The sequence below is a fragment of the Acidiferrobacteraceae bacterium genome (assembly GCA_037388825.1).
Lineage (GTDB): Bacteria > Pseudomonadota > Gammaproteobacteria > Acidiferrobacterales > JAJDNE01 > JARRJV01.
The window spans coordinates 27868-46489 of sequence record JARRJV010000003.1 but is presented as its reverse complement, the minus strand read 5'-3'; the positions used below and the strand labels follow the sequence as shown (position 1 = coordinate 46489).

Annotated in this window: 25 protein-coding genes and 1 tRNA gene; 18 read left to right on the top strand and 8 right to left on the bottom strand. The window is 61.6% G+C overall.

The features are described from left to right. On the bottom strand, nt 1-1095 hold a 1095-nt coding region (locus P8X48_01075), incomplete at its 3' end, for a serine/threonine-protein kinase (protein ID MEJ2105905.1). A 273-nt stretch (nt 1096-1368) separates the two neighbouring features. Between P8X48_01075 and P8X48_01070 the strand changes: the two genes are divergently transcribed. The 7 genes from P8X48_01070 (at nt 1369) to P8X48_01040 (ending at nt 4462) form a co-directional block, all read left to right on the top strand. Beyond that, nucleotides 1369-1827: a thioesterase domain-containing protein gene (locus tag P8X48_01070; protein MEJ2105904.1), complete on the top strand. Its 459-nt coding sequence runs from the start codon at nt 1369-1371 to the stop codon at nt 1825-1827. Between the two features lie 10 nt (nt 1828-1837). Further along, complete coding sequence (locus tag P8X48_01065) at nt 1838-2059, top strand: GDCCVxC domain-containing (seleno)protein (GenBank protein MEJ2105903.1); 222 nt, start codon at nt 1838-1840, stop codon at nt 2057-2059. Between the two features lie 13 nt (nt 2060-2072). After that, the gene (locus P8X48_01060; protein MEJ2105902.1) at nt 2073-2531 is read left to right on the top strand and encodes a pyrimidine dimer DNA glycosylase/endonuclease V; all 459 of its coding nucleotides are present in this window, start codon (nt 2073-2075) and stop codon (nt 2529-2531) included. Nucleotides 2532-2693: 162 nt separating this feature from the next. Then, on the top strand, nt 2694-3320 hold the full coding sequence (locus tag P8X48_01055) for a carbonic anhydrase (protein ID MEJ2105901.1): 627 nt from the start codon (nt 2694-2696) through the stop codon (nt 3318-3320). A 5-nt stretch (nt 3321-3325) separates the two neighbouring features. Then, a complete protein-coding gene (locus P8X48_01050) occupies nt 3326-3532 on the top strand; it encodes a DUF2905 domain-containing protein (GenBank protein ID MEJ2105900.1) in 207 nt (68 codons plus the stop codon). Nucleotides 3533-3563: 31 nt separating this feature from the next. After that, nucleotides 3564-3776: a hypothetical protein gene (locus P8X48_01045; GenBank protein ID MEJ2105899.1), complete on the top strand. Its 213-nt coding sequence runs from the start codon at nt 3564-3566 to the stop codon at nt 3774-3776. A gap of 59 nt (nt 3777-3835) precedes the next feature. Continuing rightward, entirely contained in the window at nt 3836-4462 is a 627-nt protein-coding gene (locus P8X48_01040; protein ID MEJ2105898.1) for a class I SAM-dependent methyltransferase, read from the top strand. On the opposite strand, the gene P8X48_01035 is transcribed toward P8X48_01040, so the two are convergent. Continuing rightward, complete coding sequence (locus P8X48_01035) at nt 4459-5634, bottom strand: class I SAM-dependent methyltransferase (GenBank protein MEJ2105897.1); 1176 nt, start codon at nt 5632-5634, stop codon at nt 4459-4461. The two genes, P8X48_01040 and P8X48_01035, sit on opposite strands and share 4 nt — an antisense overlap. Before the next feature lie 72 nt (nt 5635-5706). On the opposite strand from P8X48_01035, the gene P8X48_01030 reads away from it, so the two are divergent. Further along, nucleotides 5707-6456: a pteridine reductase gene (locus P8X48_01030; protein ID MEJ2105896.1), complete on the top strand. Its 750-nt coding sequence runs from the start codon at nt 5707-5709 to the stop codon at nt 6454-6456. Nucleotides 6457-6516: 60 nt separating this feature from the next. Here P8X48_01030 and folK read toward each other — a convergent pair whose 3' ends face one another. Both folK and folB read right to left on the bottom strand, forming a co-directional pair. Further along, the gene (gene folK / locus P8X48_01025) at nt 6517-7005 is read right to left on the bottom strand and encodes a 2-amino-4-hydroxy-6-hydroxymethyldihydropteridine diphosphokinase (GenBank protein ID MEJ2105895.1); all 489 of its coding nucleotides are present in this window, start codon (nt 7003-7005) and stop codon (nt 6517-6519) included. A 7-nt stretch (nt 7006-7012) separates the two neighbouring features. Then, entirely contained in the window at nt 7013-7375 is a 363-nt protein-coding gene (gene folB / locus P8X48_01020; GenBank protein MEJ2105894.1) for a dihydroneopterin aldolase, read from the bottom strand. 92 nt (nt 7376-7467) lie between these two features. On the opposite strand from folB, the gene plsY reads away from it, so the two are divergent. Further along, nucleotides 7468-8052 (top strand): glycerol-3-phosphate 1-O-acyltransferase PlsY, encoded by a 585-nt coding sequence (gene plsY / locus P8X48_01015; GenBank protein ID MEJ2105893.1) that lies wholly within the window; start codon nt 7468-7470, stop codon nt 8050-8052. Between the two features lies 1 nt (nt 8053). Here plsY and tsaD read toward each other — a convergent pair whose 3' ends face one another. Beyond that, nucleotides 8054-9076 carry a tRNA (adenosine(37)-N6)-threonylcarbamoyltransferase complex transferase subunit TsaD gene (gene tsaD, locus P8X48_01010; protein ID MEJ2105892.1) on the bottom strand — a complete coding sequence of 341 codons (1023 nt, stop codon included), beginning with the start codon at nt 9074-9076 and terminating at the stop codon, nt 8054-8056. 142 nt (nt 9077-9218) lie between these two features. Here tsaD and rpsU point away from each other — a divergent pair, with 142 nt between their 5' ends. The 8 genes from rpsU to P8X48_00970 all read left to right on the top strand — a co-directional run bounded on the left by rpsU (nt 9219) and on the right by P8X48_00970 (nt 15127). Continuing rightward, complete coding sequence (rpsU, locus tag P8X48_01005; protein MEJ2105891.1) at nt 9219-9434, top strand: 30S ribosomal protein S21; 216 nt, start codon at nt 9219-9221, stop codon at nt 9432-9434. A gap of 26 nt (nt 9435-9460) precedes the next feature. Beyond that, on the top strand, nt 9461-9907 hold the full coding sequence (locus tag P8X48_01000) for a GatB/YqeY domain-containing protein (GenBank protein MEJ2105890.1): 447 nt from the start codon (nt 9461-9463) through the stop codon (nt 9905-9907). 74 nt (nt 9908-9981) lie between these two features. Next, nucleotides 9982-11748, top strand: a complete 1767-nt coding sequence (gene dnaG, locus P8X48_00995) for a DNA primase (GenBank protein MEJ2105889.1) — start codon at nt 9982-9984, stop codon at nt 11746-11748. 76 nt (nt 11749-11824) lie between these two features. Next, a complete protein-coding gene (gene rpoD / locus P8X48_00990) occupies nt 11825-13660 on the top strand; it encodes an RNA polymerase sigma factor RpoD (GenBank protein MEJ2105888.1) in 1836 nt (611 codons plus the stop codon). Nucleotides 13661-13783: 123 nt separating this feature from the next. Then, a tRNA-Ile gene (locus P8X48_00985) sits at nt 13784-13860 on the top strand. A gap of 191 nt (nt 13861-14051) precedes the next feature. Beyond that, nucleotides 14052-14393, top strand: a complete 342-nt coding sequence (locus tag P8X48_00980) for a DUF883 family protein (protein MEJ2105887.1) — start codon at nt 14052-14054, stop codon at nt 14391-14393. Nucleotides 14394-14396: 3 nt separating this feature from the next. Further along, a complete protein-coding gene (locus P8X48_00975) occupies nt 14397-14780 on the top strand; it encodes a phage holin family protein (GenBank protein ID MEJ2105886.1) in 384 nt (127 codons plus the stop codon). Then, nucleotides 14777-15127 (top strand): YqjK family protein, encoded by a 351-nt coding sequence (locus P8X48_00970; GenBank protein MEJ2105885.1) that lies wholly within the window; start codon nt 14777-14779, stop codon nt 15125-15127. Before P8X48_00975 ends, P8X48_00970 begins: the two co-directional genes overlap by 4 nt. Nucleotides 15128-15192: 65 nt before the next feature. Here P8X48_00970 and P8X48_00965 read toward each other — a convergent pair whose 3' ends face one another. The 3 genes from P8X48_00965 to P8X48_00955 are packed head-to-tail and all read right to left on the bottom strand — an operon-like array spanning nt 15193 to nt 18034. Then, on the bottom strand, nt 15193-16389 hold the full coding sequence (locus tag P8X48_00965) for an ABC transporter permease (GenBank protein MEJ2105884.1): 1197 nt from the start codon (nt 16387-16389) through the stop codon (nt 15193-15195). Next, nucleotides 16389-17309 (bottom strand): efflux RND transporter periplasmic adaptor subunit, encoded by a 921-nt coding sequence (locus P8X48_00960; GenBank protein MEJ2105883.1) that lies wholly within the window; start codon nt 17307-17309, stop codon nt 16389-16391. Before P8X48_00960 ends, P8X48_00965 begins: the two co-directional genes overlap by 1 nt. Next, on the bottom strand, nt 17306-18034 hold the full coding sequence (locus P8X48_00955; protein MEJ2105882.1) for an ABC transporter ATP-binding protein: 729 nt from the start codon (nt 18032-18034) through the stop codon (nt 17306-17308). The genes P8X48_00960 and P8X48_00955 overlap by 4 nt, the downstream gene beginning before the upstream one ends. Nucleotides 18035-18335: 301 nt before the next feature. On the opposite strand from P8X48_00955, the gene P8X48_00950 reads away from it, so the two are divergent. Next, nucleotides 18336-18617 (top strand): DUF4440 domain-containing protein, encoded by a 282-nt coding sequence (locus tag P8X48_00950; GenBank protein ID MEJ2105881.1) that lies wholly within the window; start codon nt 18336-18338, stop codon nt 18615-18617. The last annotated feature ends 5 nt before the right edge of the window (nt 18618-18622 follow it).

Sequence of the window (18622 nt, the reverse complement as noted above, 5' to 3'; positions counted from 1 at the left end):
GTCGGTTCGGGCGCTGGCCTCCTTCACCATGAGTTTCGCCATGGGTCCAATCTCCGCCGCGAGATCTCGCATCAGGGTTTCAAGTTCCGCCGAACCCCACTGGGTCGACGACAGTGTCATGCGGTTACCACCTGTGGTGGCGTCCGAAGCCATTCCCGCACGCGAACTGCCGGCGCGCATGGGTCCGATCTCGCGGGGAATCGCGTCTCCGGAGGGAAGCTGGGCAAGAATCTCATCCACGTTTGCCGGCCGGTCGGCAATGTTGGGCCGCAACATCCAGTCCACGATCGCCAGGAGTTCATCGGCATACTTCCCTTCGCCCGCGACGGCAGCGGGTGTCAGTGGATCCGGCTCGCCTGCGTGTAAAGCCATCATCCGTTCCGGGGCCCCGGCCGGGTTGGTGCCCGTGATGCAGCGATAAAGGGTGGCACCCATACCATATATATCCGTCCACGGACCCTGCTTGCCGTTCATGTTGTATTGTTCGATCGGCGCGTATCCCGGCGTCACCATGGCAGTGATCCCTGATGTTTGACCCTCCATGGACTGGCGTGCCGAGCCAAAGTCCAGCAGTACAGGCGATCCGTTGCGGCGCAGATAGATGTTGCCGGGCTTGATATCGCGATGGAAATAGCCCTCCGCATGCACGTCGCGCAGCCCGTTGAGGATCGGTATGAGGATGGAAATCAGCCGGTGCTCGTCCAGCACCCGTTTTCGTTTCAGGTACGAGTCCAGGGGTTCGCCGTCCTCGTAGTCCATGATGAGGTAGGCGGTGCCGTTGCCTTCGAGAAATCGGGAGACGCGGACGATGCTGGGTGCCTTGAATCGGGCGAGAATACGCGCCTCGTCCAGGAAGCGGTTGAGCCCGTAGCTGTACACATCCTGGTCCTGGTCGGATTTCGGTGCGACGGTGATTCCGTCGCCGGCACGAAGGGCGACGCTGCTGGGCAGGTATTCCTTGATGGCGACATCACAGGACAGGGTATGGTCGTATCCCTTGTAGGTGATGCCGAAGCCCCCGATACCGAGTACCTGCCCGATCTCAAAGCAGTCAATGCGCGTTCCTGGTGCCAGGCTATGAAGTGCGTTGGACATCGCTGTCAGCTCCCCGCCAGGTTCTCCCCGGTCCCTTTGTCGGATCCACGTCCGGCTCGCCGGTAGCCGGCCGCTTCTCCGTAGGGGCACCAACTTTACCGAATTTTTGACGCTTGCGGCAGACGCAATTCGGAAGTTTTACCGATACCCGTTGCGACCCCGCTTTTTTGTGGGAATTCTCTGGCAGAATCGGCGGTGCCGCGCCAGCTGCGATGCTCCATTGCCGCCCGGATGCGGTATTTTCCATTCTCGATCGAGTCGACGCGAGGCAGTATGGACTTGCCGGAGATAGAGCAGTATCTGCATCAACATATCCCTCTCTCACGGGCAATGGGCGTATCGGTGGTGTCCACCCGCAATGGCGGGGTCGAGTTGTCCGCTCCGCTCGAACCCAACATCAACCACAGGGACACAGTTTTTGGCGGCAGTGCATCCGCGCTCGCAATTCTGTCCGGGTGGACGCTCATTCATCTGCGCCTGGAAGACCAGGGGGTGCACAGCCGGGTGGTAATTCAGCAAAACACCGTGAAATACCAGAAGCCGATGGCGGAACAGTTCGTTGCGATGGCCATCTCGCCAGATCCCGTTGACTGGGACCGCTTTGTCGAAGTGCTCGTGCGCAGGGGCCGTGCCCGCATCCGGGTTCTGGCATCCTTGTATTGCGGCGGCGAAATTACCGGGAAGTTCGAGGGCGTGTTCGTTGCCTTCCGAACGGAAAGCGCCGCGCCGTGAGGAAAAGACCATGTCCGACCATGCCGTTGTTCTGGAATCCGTGATTACCTGTCCCGAGTGTGGCCACTCGGAAATGGAGACAATGCCGGCTGACTCCTGCCAGTGGTATTACGAGTGCAAGGCTTGTGGGGCATTGTTGAAACCCAAGGGGGGAGATTGCTGCGTCTTCTGTTCGTACGGGACCGTACCTTGCCCGCCGATCCAGCAAAAACGTGCCGCGGGTTCCCGCTGAGAGGACGCTCGCAATGAGGCTTTGGTCTCTTCATCCCCGTTATCTCGATGCAAAAGGCCTGGTCGCGCTGTGGCGGGAGGGGCTGCTGGCCCAGAAGGTGCTCATGGACGAAACACGCGGTTATCGAAACCATCCTCAATTGGTTCGTTTTCGCGCAAGTGCGAATCCGGTGGGCGCCATTGCCACCTATCTGCGCGCGGTGGCCGACGAGGCGGACGAGCGGGGTTACCGGTTTGACCGGTCCCGGATTGCGAGGCGCAGTACCCGCGGACCCATCCTGGTGACCACCGGCCAGGTCGACTATGAGTTTCATCACCTGCTGGCGAAACTGCAGGTCCGGGATCCGGGTCGATACCGCTTGTTGAAGGGGACGAAGCAGATTCGTTTGCATCCGATGTTTCGCAGACGAAAAGGCGCCGTTGAGTCCTGGGAAATATTGCCGCCGGGGCGTGCCCGGCGTGGCGAGAAATGAAATTTCGAGTTGGCGGGCGGTGGAGCGGTCATCGCTCTCCGCTATGAGTGGTCCAATCCCGGGCAGGTGCCTGGCAGTATGCAGTGAAAATGTGGGTTATGATGGCGCCTTCGAAAGGTTTCACGGGCACATTCCGGAACATTTAACAGTCAGTCCAGATTCATGATTACAGCGCAAGAGGCACTAACACGACTTCAGGATGGAAACCGGCGGTTTGTCTCCAGTATCCAGGGCGGAGAACGCCCGCTGAGCGGATCGCGCCAGGTCGAACTGGTGAAGGAACAGAGTCCTTTCGCGATTGTGCTGGGCTGTTCCGATTCGCGCGTGCCCGCGGAACTGGTCTTCGACCAGGGCCTGGGCGATCTGTTTGTCATCCGGGTCGCGGGCAACATTGTTGCTCCATCCCAGGTCGGAAGCGTGGAATTTGCGGCGTCACGTTTCGGTACCCGCCTGGTCGTCGTGCTTGGTCACACCCAGTGCGGTGCCATCCTTGCCACGATCGAGGAACTGCAGCGGCCGGCGGAAAGCCAGTCGCGCAATCTGCGATCCATCGTCGACCGGGTTCGGCCATCGGTGGAAGGTCTGATGAAGACGGATCTGCGAGACGATATGGCCGCCCTGGTTCAGGGCGCCGTACGGGCAAACGTCATGGCATCGGTGAATCACCTGCGGCACGGCTCGGAGATTCTCGAGCAGTTGATTCGCGACGAAGGTTTGCGGGTGCTTGGCGCCGAATATTCCATCGAGACCGGCGAAGTCGAATTCCTTGACGGGGCCATAACGGAATAGTCACTATGGCGCGCTGGATCATCCTGCTGGGCGCCGCGCTGCTGGTGATTGGCCTGATCCTGCAGTTCGCTCCCTGGCTGCTGAACTGGTTCGGTCGTCTGCCAGGGGATATCCGCATCGCCAGCGGTCGCACGCGGATTTTTATCCCCATCTCTTCCATGCTGATTCTCAGCATCGTCCTGACTATACTTATTAATATCTTCCGCAAGTAGGTTTTTCCGCTGACAGGCCAGGAGCAAGCGCATGGCGATGACCAATACTTCCACGCTTCTTTGGGGCGTGTTGTGGGGAGGAATAGGGGTTGGCTACTTCATGTATGGCAGGAAGCAGCGGCGTCCCGTGCCTCTGGTCGTCGGGCTTGCCCTGTGCACCTTTCCGTATTTCATTTCCAATACCCTTCTCCTCGTGGGGGTTGGCGCAGTGCTGACGGCGGTGCCGTATTTTTTGAGACTGTAGGCTGCAGCTTGATTGGGATCAGAGTATTTCCCCCTGGTTCTCAGTAGTCTTTGGTTGATATGAGCGAGAACCGCAAGCATCACTGGGAAGAGGTATATGCCCGGCGTCCATCCACGGAAGTGAGTTGGTACCAGGGCGAGCCGAGTTTGTCCCTGGAATTGATCTCCCATACCGGAATCGGATCCGATGCACCCATCATCGACGTCGGTGGGGGCGCTTCGGTACTGGTGGACCGACTGCATTCATTGGGATTCACCGATCTCACGGTACTGGATATCTCGGCTACGGCGCTGAATGTCGCCCAAGATCGCCTCGGCGGTGCGGCAGGGGAAATTCACTGGATCGAGGGCGACATCACGGAGTTTACGCCATCCCGGGAATACGAATTGTGGCATGACCGGGCGGTATTCCACTTTCTCACCGATGCCGAAGATCGCCGCAGGTATGTCGAGGCGCTAGAGAAGGCGATTCCCGCAGGCGGTCACGTCATTATCGCGGCATTCGCCATTGGCGGCCCGATTCGCTGCAGCGGCCTGCCCATCGTGCAATACGACGCTATGCGCCTGCAAAAGGAAGTGGGAATGGAATTCGAGTTTTTGGAGCAGAGGGATGAAACCCACCATACTCCGGCGGGGGCCGGTCAGTTGTTTTCCTTCTTTCGGCTGCGCCGCCGAACTGTTACCTAGAGCCGCCCGCGGCGATCGTCCAGGGTGAATCCCCTCAGCGGTATCTCCACGCCTCGGCCCAGGGCCAGGACCTTGAACAACTCGCCCATTTCCGAGGGTAGGGTCAGTTTCTTTGCCTCGGCGGTCAGGGTCAGATGGGAACGGGCATCCTCCGGATCCGATTGCGCGAGCAGTTCGTCCAGCCCGCATCCCAGCAGGAAGGCGGCCTGGCTGGTGTAGCCCAGGACATCCAGGCCGGAATCGACCGCGGCCTGGGCCATGGCGGTGAAGTCCACGTGGGCGGTGACGTCCTGCAGGCCGACGCGAATCAGCGGATTGTCGTGGGCACGGTGGCGATAGTGACACATCAGTGTGCCCTCGGATCGCTGCACGTGATAGTACTCGTGTTGCGGGAACCCGTAGTCGATCAGCAATACCGCGCCACGTTCCAGTATGTCTGCGATCGACGAGATCCAGGCCTCTGCGGCGAGATTGATCTCCGATGTGTAGTCTGGCGGCAGATCGAGCGCGGCAACACGCCGCGCGAGTTCGTCTGGCGCCGCTCCGTCCTTCCAGGCGAAGGCGCCATCATTCCAGGTGACTCCACGTTGCAGCACGCCCGTGCCCGTTGTACGAAACACCTCTACCGGCATGGCATCCAGAACCTCATTGGCGATGACGGTTCCGGTGAAGCTTGCAGGCAAATGCTCCAGCCATTCGATGCGATCCGTTAGTTGCGGGACGGTCCGTTGCAGCTGCTCCTGTTGGCGCTCCCGCAGATCGGCGCTGGTTTCGACCAGTACATAGTGTTCCGGCACGGCATCCAGCCGTTGCAGTTCCTGCAGCAGTTCCGCTGCCAGGGCACCGGTGCCGGGACCGAACTCAAGCAGGTCGCCACCGGATTCCGTTTGCAGCTGCGCACATTGGCGCGCCAGGCAACGGGCGAACACACTGCCCAGTTCAGGCGCCGTGATGAAGTCTCCTCCGGGGCCTAACTTTCTTGCCCCGGCGCTGTAGTAGCCCAGGCCCGGCGCATACAGCGCCCGTTCCATGAAACGGGAAAACGGAATCGCGCCGCCGGCCGCTTCGATCTCGGAACGAATCAGGGCTGCGAGACGCTCGCTGTGTAGGCGTTCATCCTCATCGGGTTCGGGCAATCCCGATACCGGGAGTGGGGAATCGTCTGCGGACATGGTTGGCGGCCGGTAGTCTTTTCGCAATTTAGCGGGTATGGTGAAACTCGCATCATAACGAATATTCGCGCGATGGCGGACTCTCCCCTGGCAAACAAGGTAGCTCTCATTACCGGTGGCGCGCACCGTATTGGCGCCAGTATTGCCCGTCGCCTGCATGCCGAGGGCATGAATATCGCTATCCACTATCGCAATTCCCAGGAAGGCGCGCGCGCCCTGCAGGAAGAACTGCAGTCCGAACGGCCGGAATCGGTGGTACTCCTCGGCGGGGATCTGCTGAACAACGGTGTCCTGTCGAATCTGGCCAGTGAAACCGGACAGGCCTTCGGTCGACTGGACGTGCTGGTCAACAATGCATCGACGTTCTATCCCACGCCGGTAGGGAAGGCCGGGGAGCGGGAATGGGATGATCTGATCGGTACCAATCTCAAGGCACCGTTTTTCCTGTCGCAGGCGGCGGCACCGTTGCTCAAACAGCACAGTGGCTGCATCATCAATATCGCCGACATCTACGGGGACCGGCCCCTGAAGAACCATACGATTTACAGTGTCGCCAAGGCGGGTCTGATCATGTTGACCAAGTCCCTGGCGCGGGAGCTGGGTCCGGAGGTTCGGGTCAATGCAATTGCGCCCGGCGTGATCCTGTGGCCGGAAAAGGATCTCGACGATATGGCCAAGCGTCGCATCATCTCCAGTACGCCACTGAAGCGATCCGGCGCACCCGAGGATATCGCGCGTACCGTGCAGTTTCTGGTCCGCGACGCGGAGTTCATCACGGGCCAGGTGGTGGCGGTGGATGGAGGTCGCTGGGTCGTTCTGTAGGGAGATAGAAGATGGGAAGGACTACGCTTCCCGTGCTCAAGAGCCGGCCGAATCCTGTGTCTATGGGTCTTCTTCCAGGTCCACCGGCCACAACAGTTGTGAGCCATGGAACTCCTTCCACATCTGATCAAAGGTCTGACCCGTTTCCGGGTGCGGCATGTCCGGCGCCAGTTCCGCCAGTGGTCTGAGTACGAAGGCATAGCTTCTGATATCGCTGCGTGGCAGGTCGCTGTTGCCGTTGTGGCGCACCAGGTTTCCATACAGCAGCAGGTCCAGGTCGAGGGTGCGCGAATCGTCACCGACGTCGCGTGTCCGGCCGAAATCATTCTCGATTTGTGCCAGCGTGGCCTTTACGACGGCCACCGCTTCGCCGGTATCGAAGCCAACAACCAGGTTGTAGAAGTTCGAGCCCTCGAAGCCCACGGGTTCGGATTCGTAGACCGTGGATCGGAGCAGGGGGCCGAAGTGGCGCTCAAGGGCCTTGAGTGCGCCGCGCACGTTTTGCCCTGGATCGATGTTGCTGCCGATGCTGACGAAGACCCGGGGCACCGCCGACCTATCTGTCCGTGCGTTGGCCGCGTTCGATGACGACGCCTACGTCTCCGGCGTCGCGTACGGCACCGCGTTTGTTGACGCGCACGCGGACCCAGGGGATGGAAAATTCCTCCAGCAGGACTTCGGCCACTTTTTCGGCGAGGGTTTCCACCAACTGGAATTCGGATTGGCCGACAAATTCCTTTAGCCGTTTCGATACCGCCTTGTAGTCGAGGGTGTCATCGATGTGGTCGCTGCCGGCCGCACGACCAACGTCGCTGGCCATGTCCAGGTCCAGGTATACCGTTTGTTTGCTTCGGCGCTCCCAGTCCCAGATGCCGATAATGCAGTCGATGCGCAGACCGTGCAGGAATGTGATGTCCACCCGAGTTCCCGGATTGTCGTGATTTCGCGGACTATAGCGAAATCCCCCACGCTTGTCTTGACGGCGGCAACGCAAGCACGTGGAATACGCGCATGTCCGAATACCTGTTCCCCCTGTTTGCCTACCTGGTGGGATCAATTTCGTCCGCTGTTGTCGTGGCGCGATTGATGCATCTTCAGGATCCGCGCACCGTTGGCTCCGGCAATCCGGGTGCGACCAACGTGCTGCGCTATGGCGGCAAGCGCGCCGCGGTCGTGACCCTCATTGGCGACACGTTGAAGGGAGTGATGGCCGTGGTGCTGGCGCGATTCCTGACGCAGGACCCGGTTGTTCTTGCCGCCGTCATGGGTAGCGTCTTCCTCGGCCACCTGTATCCGGTATTCTTTGGATTCAAGGGGGGCAAGGGAGTGGCCACCGCCCTCGGTGCCTACCTTGGCTTCGATCCCGTCATCGGTGGTCTGCTGGCGCTTACGTGGCTGGTGGTGGCGGTGGTGACCCGTTACTCCTCGCTGTCGGCGTTGGTGGCTGCTGCGCTGTCGCCAATCTTCGTCTGGTGGCGTCACCCGGTACCGGCTGTGGTGGCGATCAGTGTTGCCGTGGCGGCCCTCCTGTACTGGCGTCACCGGCAAAACATACGCCGTCTGATCGCCGGCACCGAGACCCGGATCGGAAAATAGCCTAGTCGCCGGGCGCAGCCAGGCTGTCCATGGTCCAACGGGGATGAACCTGGAAGTCGAGCCCGGCATCGTGTTCGCCGGCGGCCAGGCGCAGGGCACCGGCGAAGGCAATCATGGCGCCGTTGTCGGTGCTGAATTCGGGTCTGGGGAAATAGACCTGGGCCGACAGGGCCTGTGTCATTTCCTGCATTAGTTGTCGCAGCAACGCGTTCGCACTGACTCCACCGGCGACTACCAGCCGTGAGCGGCCCGTTTGCTCCAGCGCGCGCCGGCACTTGATCACCAGGGTTTCGATCGCCGCCAGCTGGAAGCCGGCGGCGATATCGGCGCGTGTCTGCTCATCCACATCTGTTTCCTCCGCCAGTGCTGTGGCCACCGCCGTCTTCAGGCCGCTATAGGAAAAATCCAGGCCCGGCCGATCAGTCATGGGTCGCGGAAATTCGAATCGCTCCGCGCGTCCCTCGGCGGCGAGCCGGCTGATGGCGGGTCCGCCGGGATAGCCGAGCCCGAGGATCTTGGCGGTCTTGTCGAAGGCCTCGCCCACGGCATCGTCCAGCGACTCCCCGAGCACGCGATATTGGCCGATGCCGGAGACGTCGGCGATCAGGGTGTGACCACCGGAGACCAGCAGGGCCAGAAAGGGGAATTCGGGCGGTTCCGGTTCCAGCATGGGGGAGAGCAGGTGGCCCTCCATATGATGGATGCCGATGGCCGGCCGGTCCCAGGCAAAGGCCAGCGATCTTGCCAGGGCGGCCCCTACCAGCAGGGCTCCCGCCAGGCCGGGTCCGGCGGTATAGGCGATCCCGTCGATGGATTGGGGGTCGATCCCGGTATCGGCCAGCACGGTGCGCACCAGGGGCAAGAGCTTTCGTACGTGGTCGCGGGAGGCCAGTTCCGGCACTACCCCCCCGTATTCCACGTGGACCAGCTGGGAATAGAGGCGGTGGCCCAGCAGGCCGCGGCCGCTGTCGTACAGGGCGACACCGGTATCGTCGCAGGAAGTTTCAAGGCCCAGAACCAGCATGGGGCGTATTGTTGGGCCAGCCGCCGCCCACAGCAAGGCCAGACGGGATCCGGCGGGTGTGTACAAACGGCCCTTCTCCCTATAAAATCCCGCGCTTTCCGTGAAACCCGGTCCCGCAGACCGGCCAGAATCCGAGGAATTTATGCCCTCAGTCCGTGTAAAAGAAAACGAGCCGTTCGACGTGACCCTGCGCCGGTTCCGTCGCGCCTGCGAAAAGGCCGGTATCTTCAGTGAAATGCGTCGCCGCGAGGCCTACGAAAAGCCGACTTCGGTGCGCAAGCGCAAGGCCGCCGCCGCCCGCAAGCGTGAGCTCAAGAAGCTGTCGCGCGCACAGCGGCAGTTGACCCGCCTCTACTAGTTTCCTTCTTTCCGGCCCCAGGTCCCATGAGCCTGAAGGAAGCCATCACGGCCGATATGAAAGACGCCATGCGCGCCAAGGACAGCGCGCGCCTGGGCGCGATCCGTATGCTGCAGGCCGCGATCCAGCGACGCGAGGTCGATGAGCGCACCACCCTGGACGATACCCAGGTCCTGGCGGTGGTCGAAAAAATCATCAAGCAGAGCCGCGATGCCGCGGACCAGTTCGAGAAGGCCGGGCGCCAGGATCTGGCGGACAAAGAAAAGGCCGATATCGCCGTGTGGCAGCACTATTTGCCCGAGCCCCTGGGCGAGGCCGAACTCGACAAGTTGATCACCGATGCCGTGGCCGCCAGCGGCGCGTCCTCCATGAAGGACATGGGCAAGGTCATGGGGATCCTCAAACCGAAGATCCAGGGCCGCGCCGACATGGGCGCCGTCAGCGCCCGGATCAAGGCGCAGCTGGGCGGCTGATCGATCCCGCGCGCTGCCGCATCCGGCGCCGCGCGATCCAGATACCCTTTTCTCGCGTCAGGCGTGTGCCCGCTATGGCAGGAAGAATCCCGGAGAAATTCATTGACGAACTGCTGACGCGGATCGACATCGTCGATGTGATCGACGCCCGCGTCCCCCTGAAAAAGGCGGGCAAGGACTACAAGGCCTGTTGTCCCTTTCACGAGGAAAAGACCCCTTCGTTCACGGTCAGTGCCGACAAGCAGTTCTATCACTGCTTCGGCTGCGGCGAGCACGGTACCGCCATCGGTTTTCTCATGCGCTATGACCGCATGAGTTTCCCCGAGGCAGTGCGGGAGCTGGCGTCCATCGCCGGTATGAGCGTGCCCGAGGAAGCCGGTTCGGTCGGGGAGTCCGAGCGGCGCCAGGCGGATCTGCTGGATCTTTTGAAACAGGCCAATCAGTATTACCAACGCCAACTGCGGGAGCACCCGGCGGCGGCGGAGGCGGTGGACTACCTCAAGAAGCGGGGCCTGAGCGGCGAGATCGCGGCCAGCTTCGGGCTCGGCTATGCGCCGGCGGGTTGGGACAATCTGTTGAAGGCCCTCGGCAAGGACGAGTCCACCTGCGATGCGATGGTGGAGGCCGGCCTGCTGGCGCGGCGGGACCAGGGCGGCTACTACGACCGTTTCCGCCAACGGGTGATGTTTCCTATAGAAGATTACCGGGGGCGCGTGGTCGGGTTCGGCGGCCGCGTGCTCGGCGATGGCGAACCGAAATACCTGAATTCCCCCGAGACTCCCGTGTTTCACAAGGGGCGGGAGGTCTATGGCCTGCACCGGGCGCGGGATGCCATCCGCCGCGAGCAACGGGTGCTGGTCGTGGAGGGCTATATGGACGTGGTGGCCCTCGCCCAGTTCGGGATCGATTATTCGGTCGCTACCCTGGGCACTGCCGCCACCCGCGACCATCTGGAGCGCCTGTTCCGCCATGCGCCGGAGGTAGTTTTCGCCTTCGACGGCGACCGCGCTGGCCGCGATGCCGCGTGGCGGGCGCTGAATACGGTGCTCCCGATCATGGGCGAGGGGCGGCAGGTGAGTTTCCTGTTCCTGCCCGAGGGGGAGGATCCGGACAGCCTGGTGCGCAAGGAGGGGAGTGAGGAATTCTCCAAACGGGTTCGCTCGGCCATGCCCCTTGGGGAGTACCTGCTGGATACTTTGGCGGCCCAGGTGGACCTCAGTCGTCTGGACGGCCAGGCGCGGCTGGTGGAGCTTGCCCGACCTCTGATCGAGCGTCTGCCGGCGGGGGTTTTTCGCGACCTGATGACGGAACAATTGGCGGAAAAAGCCCGTGTAAATTCAAAAAACTTGTCTACACTGTTGGGAAATTCACAATCGCCCGCATCTAGAAGAGACCGCGTTCCCCGGCCCCGCGCCAGCGGCCAGCCCAGCCTGATGCGCCAGGCCATCGCGCTGCTGGTGCAACATCCGCAATTGGCGCAAACGGTGGCGGAACGGGACGCGATCGCGGGCCTGCAGCAGCCCGGGGCAGACCTGCTCCGCCGCTTGCTGGAGCATTTGGACAGCCATGGCTCAGCGACGACAGGCCAGATTTTGGAGCATTTTCGCGACAGCGAGGATGCAGGCCCCCTGGGCAAGCTGGCAGCCGTGAACGAGCGGCTGATTGCCGACGAGGAACGGGACCTGGTGACGGAATTTCGGGACCTGTTGCGGCGTCTAAGGCAGCAGGATCTGGAAAACCGGATTCAGGAACTGGGCGAACGCGGCCAGGCATTGACGCCAGAGGAAAAAAAGGAATTAATGCGCCTGCACGAGGCGAAAAAGGGACTTTCAAACGGGTAAGTTATTGGAAATTCAATAATTTATCGACTAAAGTTGTAAATATTTGTGTGATCACGACGGGTACGAGTACACATCTATGGCAGTGATTGATCAGGAAGCGCAGCGGATCCAGCTAAAGAAGCTGATTATTCGCGGGAAAGAGCAGGGTTATCTCACCTATCGGGAAATCAACGACCACCTTCCGGAAGACGTCCACGATACAGACCAGATCGAGGCCGTGGTCGATATGATCAACGATATGGGCATCGAGGTGTTTGATACGCCTCCCGATGCGGATTCGCTCATCCTCAAGAATGAGACCGCCGAGTCCAGCACCGACGAAGACGAGGCTGCGGAAGCGGCCGAGCAGGTCGTGTCGACGGTCGACAGTGAATTTGGACGCACCACCGATCCGGTGCGCATGTACATGCGCGAAATGGGCACGGTGGAGCTGCTTACGCGCGAAGGTGAGATCGAGCTCGCCAAGCGCATCGAGGAAGGCGTGCGCCAGAGCATGGAGGCCATTGCTGCCTGCCCGGCGACCATCCGTACGCTGGTTGGCCTGATGGAGCGGGTTGAGGCGGAAGACATGCGCCTGACCGACCTGGTGGCGGACTTCGTCGATCCCAATGCCGAGGACGACATCTCGCGCCCGGCCTCCACGGTCGCCGGCGCCGCCGACAAGGACAAGGACGACGACGATGATGAAGAGGAAGAGGCGACCGGTCCCGATCGCGAGGAAGCCCTGAGGCGTTTCGGTCGCATCCGCAAGCTCTTCAACAGCATCGAGAAGACGATCAAGAAGAAGGGGATCGGCGCACCGGAATGCCAGAAGTACTACGGCAAGATTGCCGACGAGCTCATGCAGATCAAGTTCGTTACCAAGCAGGTGAATGCCCTGGTGGACGAGCTGCGCGGAATCGTGGAACAGGTTCGTGCGCTCGAGAAAGAGGTCATGGAGATTTGCGTCTCCAAGGCCCGTATGTCGCGCAAGGCCTTCATTAAGACCTTCCCTGGCAATGAGACCAACAAGCGCTGGGTGAAGAAGGTGATCAAGTCCGGCGAAGGTAACTCCGAAGTGATCGAGGAGCATACGGACACGATCCTGCGTGCGCAGGATCGCCTGTTGCAGCTGGAAGAAGGTACCGGCCTGCCGATTCACGAGCTGAAAGAGGTGAACCGCCGGGTTTCCATCGGTGAGGCCAAGGCCCGTCGCGCGAAGAAGGAAATGGTCGAGGCCAACCTGCGACTGGTGATTTCCATTGCCAAGAAGTACACCAACCGCGGCCTGCAGTTCCTGGACCTGATCCAGGAAGGAAACATTGGTCTGATGAAGGCCGTGGACAAGTTCGAATACCGTCGCGGTTACAAGTTCTCGACCTATGCCACCTGGTGGATCCGGCAGGCGATTACACGTTCCATTGCCGACCAGGCGCGCACTATTCGTATCCCGGTGCACATGATCGAGACCATCAACAAGCTCAACCGCATATCGCGGCAGATGTTGCAGGAGATGGGCCGCGAACCGACGCCGGAAGAACTGGCGGTGCGCATGGAGATGCCCGAGGACAAGATCCGCAAGGTGCTCAAGATTGCCAAGGAGCCGATCTCCATGGAGACGCCCATCGGCGACGACGAGGATTCCCACCTCGGCGACTTCGTCGAGGACCAGAACGTGATCGCACCACCGGACGCGGCCACGGCCGACGGCCTGAAGGGTGCGACCACGGACATCCTGGGGACGCTGACGCCGCGCGAGGCCAAGGTACTGCGCATGCGTTTTGGTATCGACATGAACACCGACCACACCCTGGAAGAGGTGGGTAAGCAGTTCGATGTCACGCGCGAGCGTATTCGCCAGATCGAGGCCAAGGCCCTGCGCAAGCTGCGTCACCCGACCCGCTCGGAGCACCTGCGCAGCTTCCTGGACTGATCCGGTACGAAGCAACAGTCGAAAGGGCCGCGAAAGCGGCCCTTTCCTTTTGCGCCCTTACACCCGCGAGGCTTCTCCTTTACAATGCGCCGACGCCGGGTCGATCGGCGCCCTTCCCACGCAGGGCCTGTAGCTCAGTTGGTTAGAGCAGGGGACTCATAATCCCTTGGTCCCAGGTTCGAGTCCTGGCGGGCCCACCATCTACCGGTGCCGTCCGGATTTGTCCCGGATGCCTTTGATACCGATCAATATCAATTGGTGACCGTCTGCTATATAAAAAGGTGTCGATAACAGGATTTTCGGGGCTTCGGCCGGCCGTAGAGAGATGCGTCGGACGGACCCTGGAAACGTGCCGGGGTCGCCCCCATAACCATTGTCGGAAGCCAGAACCATGACCGATACCCAAGAAGAGGACATTGCCATGGCCAGTGAAACAGATGTTGCAAAAGAAAGGTTGATCAAGGATTTCCAGACCGTCATCCGTGATGCCGAGGATCTTCTCGCCGCAACCCGTAACCAGACCGGGGAAAAGGTAGCCGAGGTTCGTGCCCGCGCGGAGGACAGCATCAAGAACGCGCGCGCCAAGCTGGACGAGCTCCAGGACGACCTGTTGGCCCGCGGGCGCCAGTATGCCAAGGCGACCGAGGACCTGGTTCGCGAGAAACCGATCCAGTCCCTCGCCATCACCGCCGGGGTGGCCTTCCTGCTCGGCATGCTGTCGGGACGGCGCTAGCAGATGGCGGTCGGCGGCGGCACGGGTCTCCTGGGATCCATTGAGCGTCTCTTCTCCACGCTGATCGAGGTGGTGCAGACCCGTATCGAGCTTGCGTCCAATGAGCTGGAGGAAGAGCGAGAGCGGCTGCAGGAGATCGTGATTCTGGGCCTGGTCACTGCGTTTTTGATCGGACTCGGTGTCGTTCTGTTGACCATTGTCCTGGTCATGGTGTTCTGGCAAACGCATCGCATGGAGGTGCTCGCCGGTTTTGCCGCTTTCTATCTGGTGTTGGGAATTATCGCCGGCTTGCGGGTACTTTACGTGGTTCGCAGAAAACCGCGGCTTTTTTCCGCAACCCTGTCAGAGCTGGACAAGGACCGGGAACAGCTTTCCTCACGGCGATGAACAAGCGACTGGCCGAAATCAAACGACGTCAGGAGCGGCTGATCGCACGGGCCGGGGCCCAGCGCGACGAGATCGTCAGGATTTCTGGTACCTGGCGTCAGCCACTGCGTGTAATCGATGAGGTTTTCGGCACGGTCCGCCGCTTGCGTTTCCACCCGGTTCTCGCCGCAGTGGGCCAGTCGCTACTGCTCACGGTCGCACCACGATATCGCTTCCTGCTGCTCTGGGCCGGGCGCGCCTTCGTCGGCTGGGAGGTGTATCGCACCACCCGCGAGTTGTGGCCAAAGAAGCATTCCCGCGAAACGGAATCGCCAGAGCTGGAACAAGAGGCCGAACGACGCGATTAGCTCGCCCCTCCCGGTGCTCACACGCGCCCCGGAACAAACCATCCCGCTTCGATCTCCAGCCGACCCTAGCGCCCGGCGAAGACCATTCCCGGCTCCAGTTTCAATACCGGTCGTATGCTGATGGCCGCCGCGACCAGCGAGACGATCAGCACACCAACCGTTCCCAGTAGCGGCGTGAACCACATCATGCGGAAGGGGTAGCCGGTGGCGCTCGCCGCAATCTCGCCGATCACCGCACACAGACCGATCCCCAGGCCGGTACCGAGTAACGCGCACGTCCCTGCCTGAACGAAGACCACACGCAGCAACATGTGCCGGGTCGCACCCATGGTCTTCAACACGGCGTACTGTTTCAGGTTCTCGAATGTGAACATGAAGAGCATGATTCCGGCGACACCGAAGCCGACCGTCATCGCCAGGGTCATCATGGCGACCATGTCGCCCACGTCCTCGGAATTCACCAGATACCAACGTACCGTATCCACCTTGAAGTCGGCGCGCGAACGCGCGCGCAGGCCGGTCTCGCCTTCGATGCGCCGCGCCAACAGCCGCGGCGCGACCCCCGGCCGCGCGGTGACCAGCACGAAGGTCAATAGCTTGCGTTCCGGCGCCAGGATGCGCGCGGCGTTGGAGTAGGGTGTGTAGAGCAGCGGCCGTGGCGGGAACCGGGGCACGGTCGCGGAGCGCCCGACGATGCGGATGCGCCGATCGTTCGCAAGGAGCTCATCCCCGGCACGCAAACGGCGTGTAGGGACGTCCAGGTGCACCCCGTCGCGGGGCCATTGGTCTTTCGTTCTCGCCGGTGTCGCCAGTTTGCCGTGGGTGCCACCGGCATCAACGATGGCTGCGTCGGGCATGTGCAATACCGTCGGGGGCCGGCCACCCGGCAAGACTGGAGCACCGGCGAGGGTGGCATCGTCGACGCCGATAACCTGGAACGACTGGAAACGGCCGTTGGGAAAACGTGCATCCACGGTGCCCAGTGTCAGTGGCACGGCGGTGCCCACGCCGTCAACGCTGCGCACGCGCTCCAGCGCCGAGGACGACAGGTTGATGGTGCGTTCGACCGAATCCACCGCCGGGTCCATGACCCACACGTCGGCGGAGGGATTCTCACTGATAAGGGCGAAGCCGCGGGTCATGAAACCGGCGAAATAGGAGGCGGCGAAGGTGACGAGAAAGGCGGTGAAAGTGATGCCCAGCAGCAGGCCGACATACTTGCCCCGGTCGCCGCTGAGAAGCTTCAATGCGAGATAGAACACTATCGGCCCGGTTTCGCGCCACCCGCGGCGGACGCATCGATATAGACATCCAGCTGCTGCCCGATATGGACCGGCAGTGCACCGTGTTTGAAGCTGTACAGCACCTGCAGGACGCGGGTATCGGTCCGTTCGGTACTCAGGCCGGTGAGCGAGGTTTTGGGTACCATGTACGGTTCGGTGTATTCGTAGTGCAGGGGCGTGTTCAGTTGTGGTTGCCCGCGCACATAGGTAATAGCCGCGGCGCCGGGACGCACGCGCCAGGCATCGTGTTCGTCGACGTCTACGCGCACGTACAGGCGGTCGGTGCCGCCGAGCAACAACAGCGGGGGTGAAACTGCTCCGTCGCCGAGGTACTCGCCCACGCGCAGGTGTTGTCGCAGGATCCTGCCCGCCACTGGCGCGCGCACCGTATGACGTTCGATATCGACTTCGATTTGGGCCTGCTGCGCCCGTGCCAGCGCCAGTGTCGCCTCCGCCTGCGCGGTCTCGTCGCGCAGATCGCTCAGGCCCTGAGCGCTGATCGCGCTGGGATCGTGCCGGACCAGTCTGTTCGCATTGGCAAGCCGGTGTTTTGGCTTGCGCAGTGCAGCGGCGGCTTCCTGCACGCGGGCGGTTGCGGTGCGCAACTGTGCGTGCAGGGCGCGATCATCAATGGTGAACAGCGGGTCACCCTGCTGCACCTGGTCTCCTACCTCTATGTAGAGCTTGGCTACAATACCGGCGACCGGAGTGCCAATGGCGATGTTGCCCGTGCTCGCCTCGACGATGCCAGCACCGGCGACGGCCGAGGAATAGGGTGGGTTGAACGGCGCGATCCCCTGGGCCTGGACCCGGCTCGGTGCATTGCTGTATACGGCAACACCGATGGCCAGACACAGGCCCAACGCGGCCAGGCCCGGAACGAGATAAGCGCGGTTCATGAGTCCGGAGCCCGGTTTTCCTGGTCATCGATTCCCACGATGCGGCCATCATCCATATGCGCGATGCGGTCCGCGAACTTCAGGATGCGGTCATCGTGGGTAACGATGATGAGCGTATTGCCGGCCTGCGCGGTGAGCCCACGAAGCAGAGACATCATTTCCCGTCCCGTATGATGATCAAGATTGCTGGTGGGTTCGTCGCAAACGATGAGGCGAGGGCTGTGAATCAGCGCGCGGGCGATGGCGATACGTTGCTGTTCGCCCCCACTCAACTGGCCCGGCCGCCGGTCACCACGAGGCCTGAGGCCAACCTGATCGAGCAGGTCAAGTGAACGCTCCACGGCCTGTTTGCGCGGCATGCCGCCGATGACGAGAGGTACGGAGATGTTGTCGACCGCGCTGAGCGCCGGCAGGAGATTGAATGCCTGGAACACGAACCCGATGGACTCGCCGCGAAAACGGTCGCGTTGGTCGGCATCCATCCTGGCAGGTTCGCGCCCCAACACCTCGCACTGCCCTTCGTCCTGATCGAGCAGACCCGAGAGTATCGACAGGAATGTCGTCTTGCCGCAGCCGGAGGGACCAGCCACCATCAGTAGCTCGCCACGGCGCACGTCCAGATCGACGCCGCGCAGGGCCGGCACCCTTGCGGCACCGCTGCCGTAGGCCTTGCTAATGCCACGGCAACGGACGGCGAATTCGTCATGAGCTATAGCGGCAGACATACCGATCCCGCTCCGGCGGAGGAAGACAGGTTCCCTAGGATACGTCTGTCGCGGGAAAAGTACACGGAAGCGGAAGCTGTGTGAAAATCGAATAAAGGCCGAAGCATTGTCCTGCATCCCGATCGTATCCGGAGCGAACTGGTTTCCGCGGCGGCGTTCGGCGCGCCGTAGGGTGAGGAAGCCGGTGTCTGATACAGTGGGGCCGATGAACCTCTCAGCGGCCGAAGAAAACGAACTTCTGGATCTGGAGAACAGCCTCCTGACTCCGGCGCTGCGGGCCTCGCCCGAATAACTCGAGGACGTGCTGTCTGAGGGATACGTCGAGTACGGCGCATCGGGTCGCATCTACGATCGCCAGCAGACGATCGCTGCCGTCACCGCTGGCAGTATCGACCCGTGCACCATCACGGGTTTCACTGCTCGCTGGCTGGATCCCGACGTCGCACTTGTGAACTATCAGCTGATTCGTCGGCCCCGCGGTAGCGAGCCCGTCCATACCATGCGGCACTCGATCTGGAAGCGGGTTGGAGGGCGCTGGAAGATTCTGTATCACCAGGGCCGGGCGCTCGTCCCCGCGGAGTAGACTAC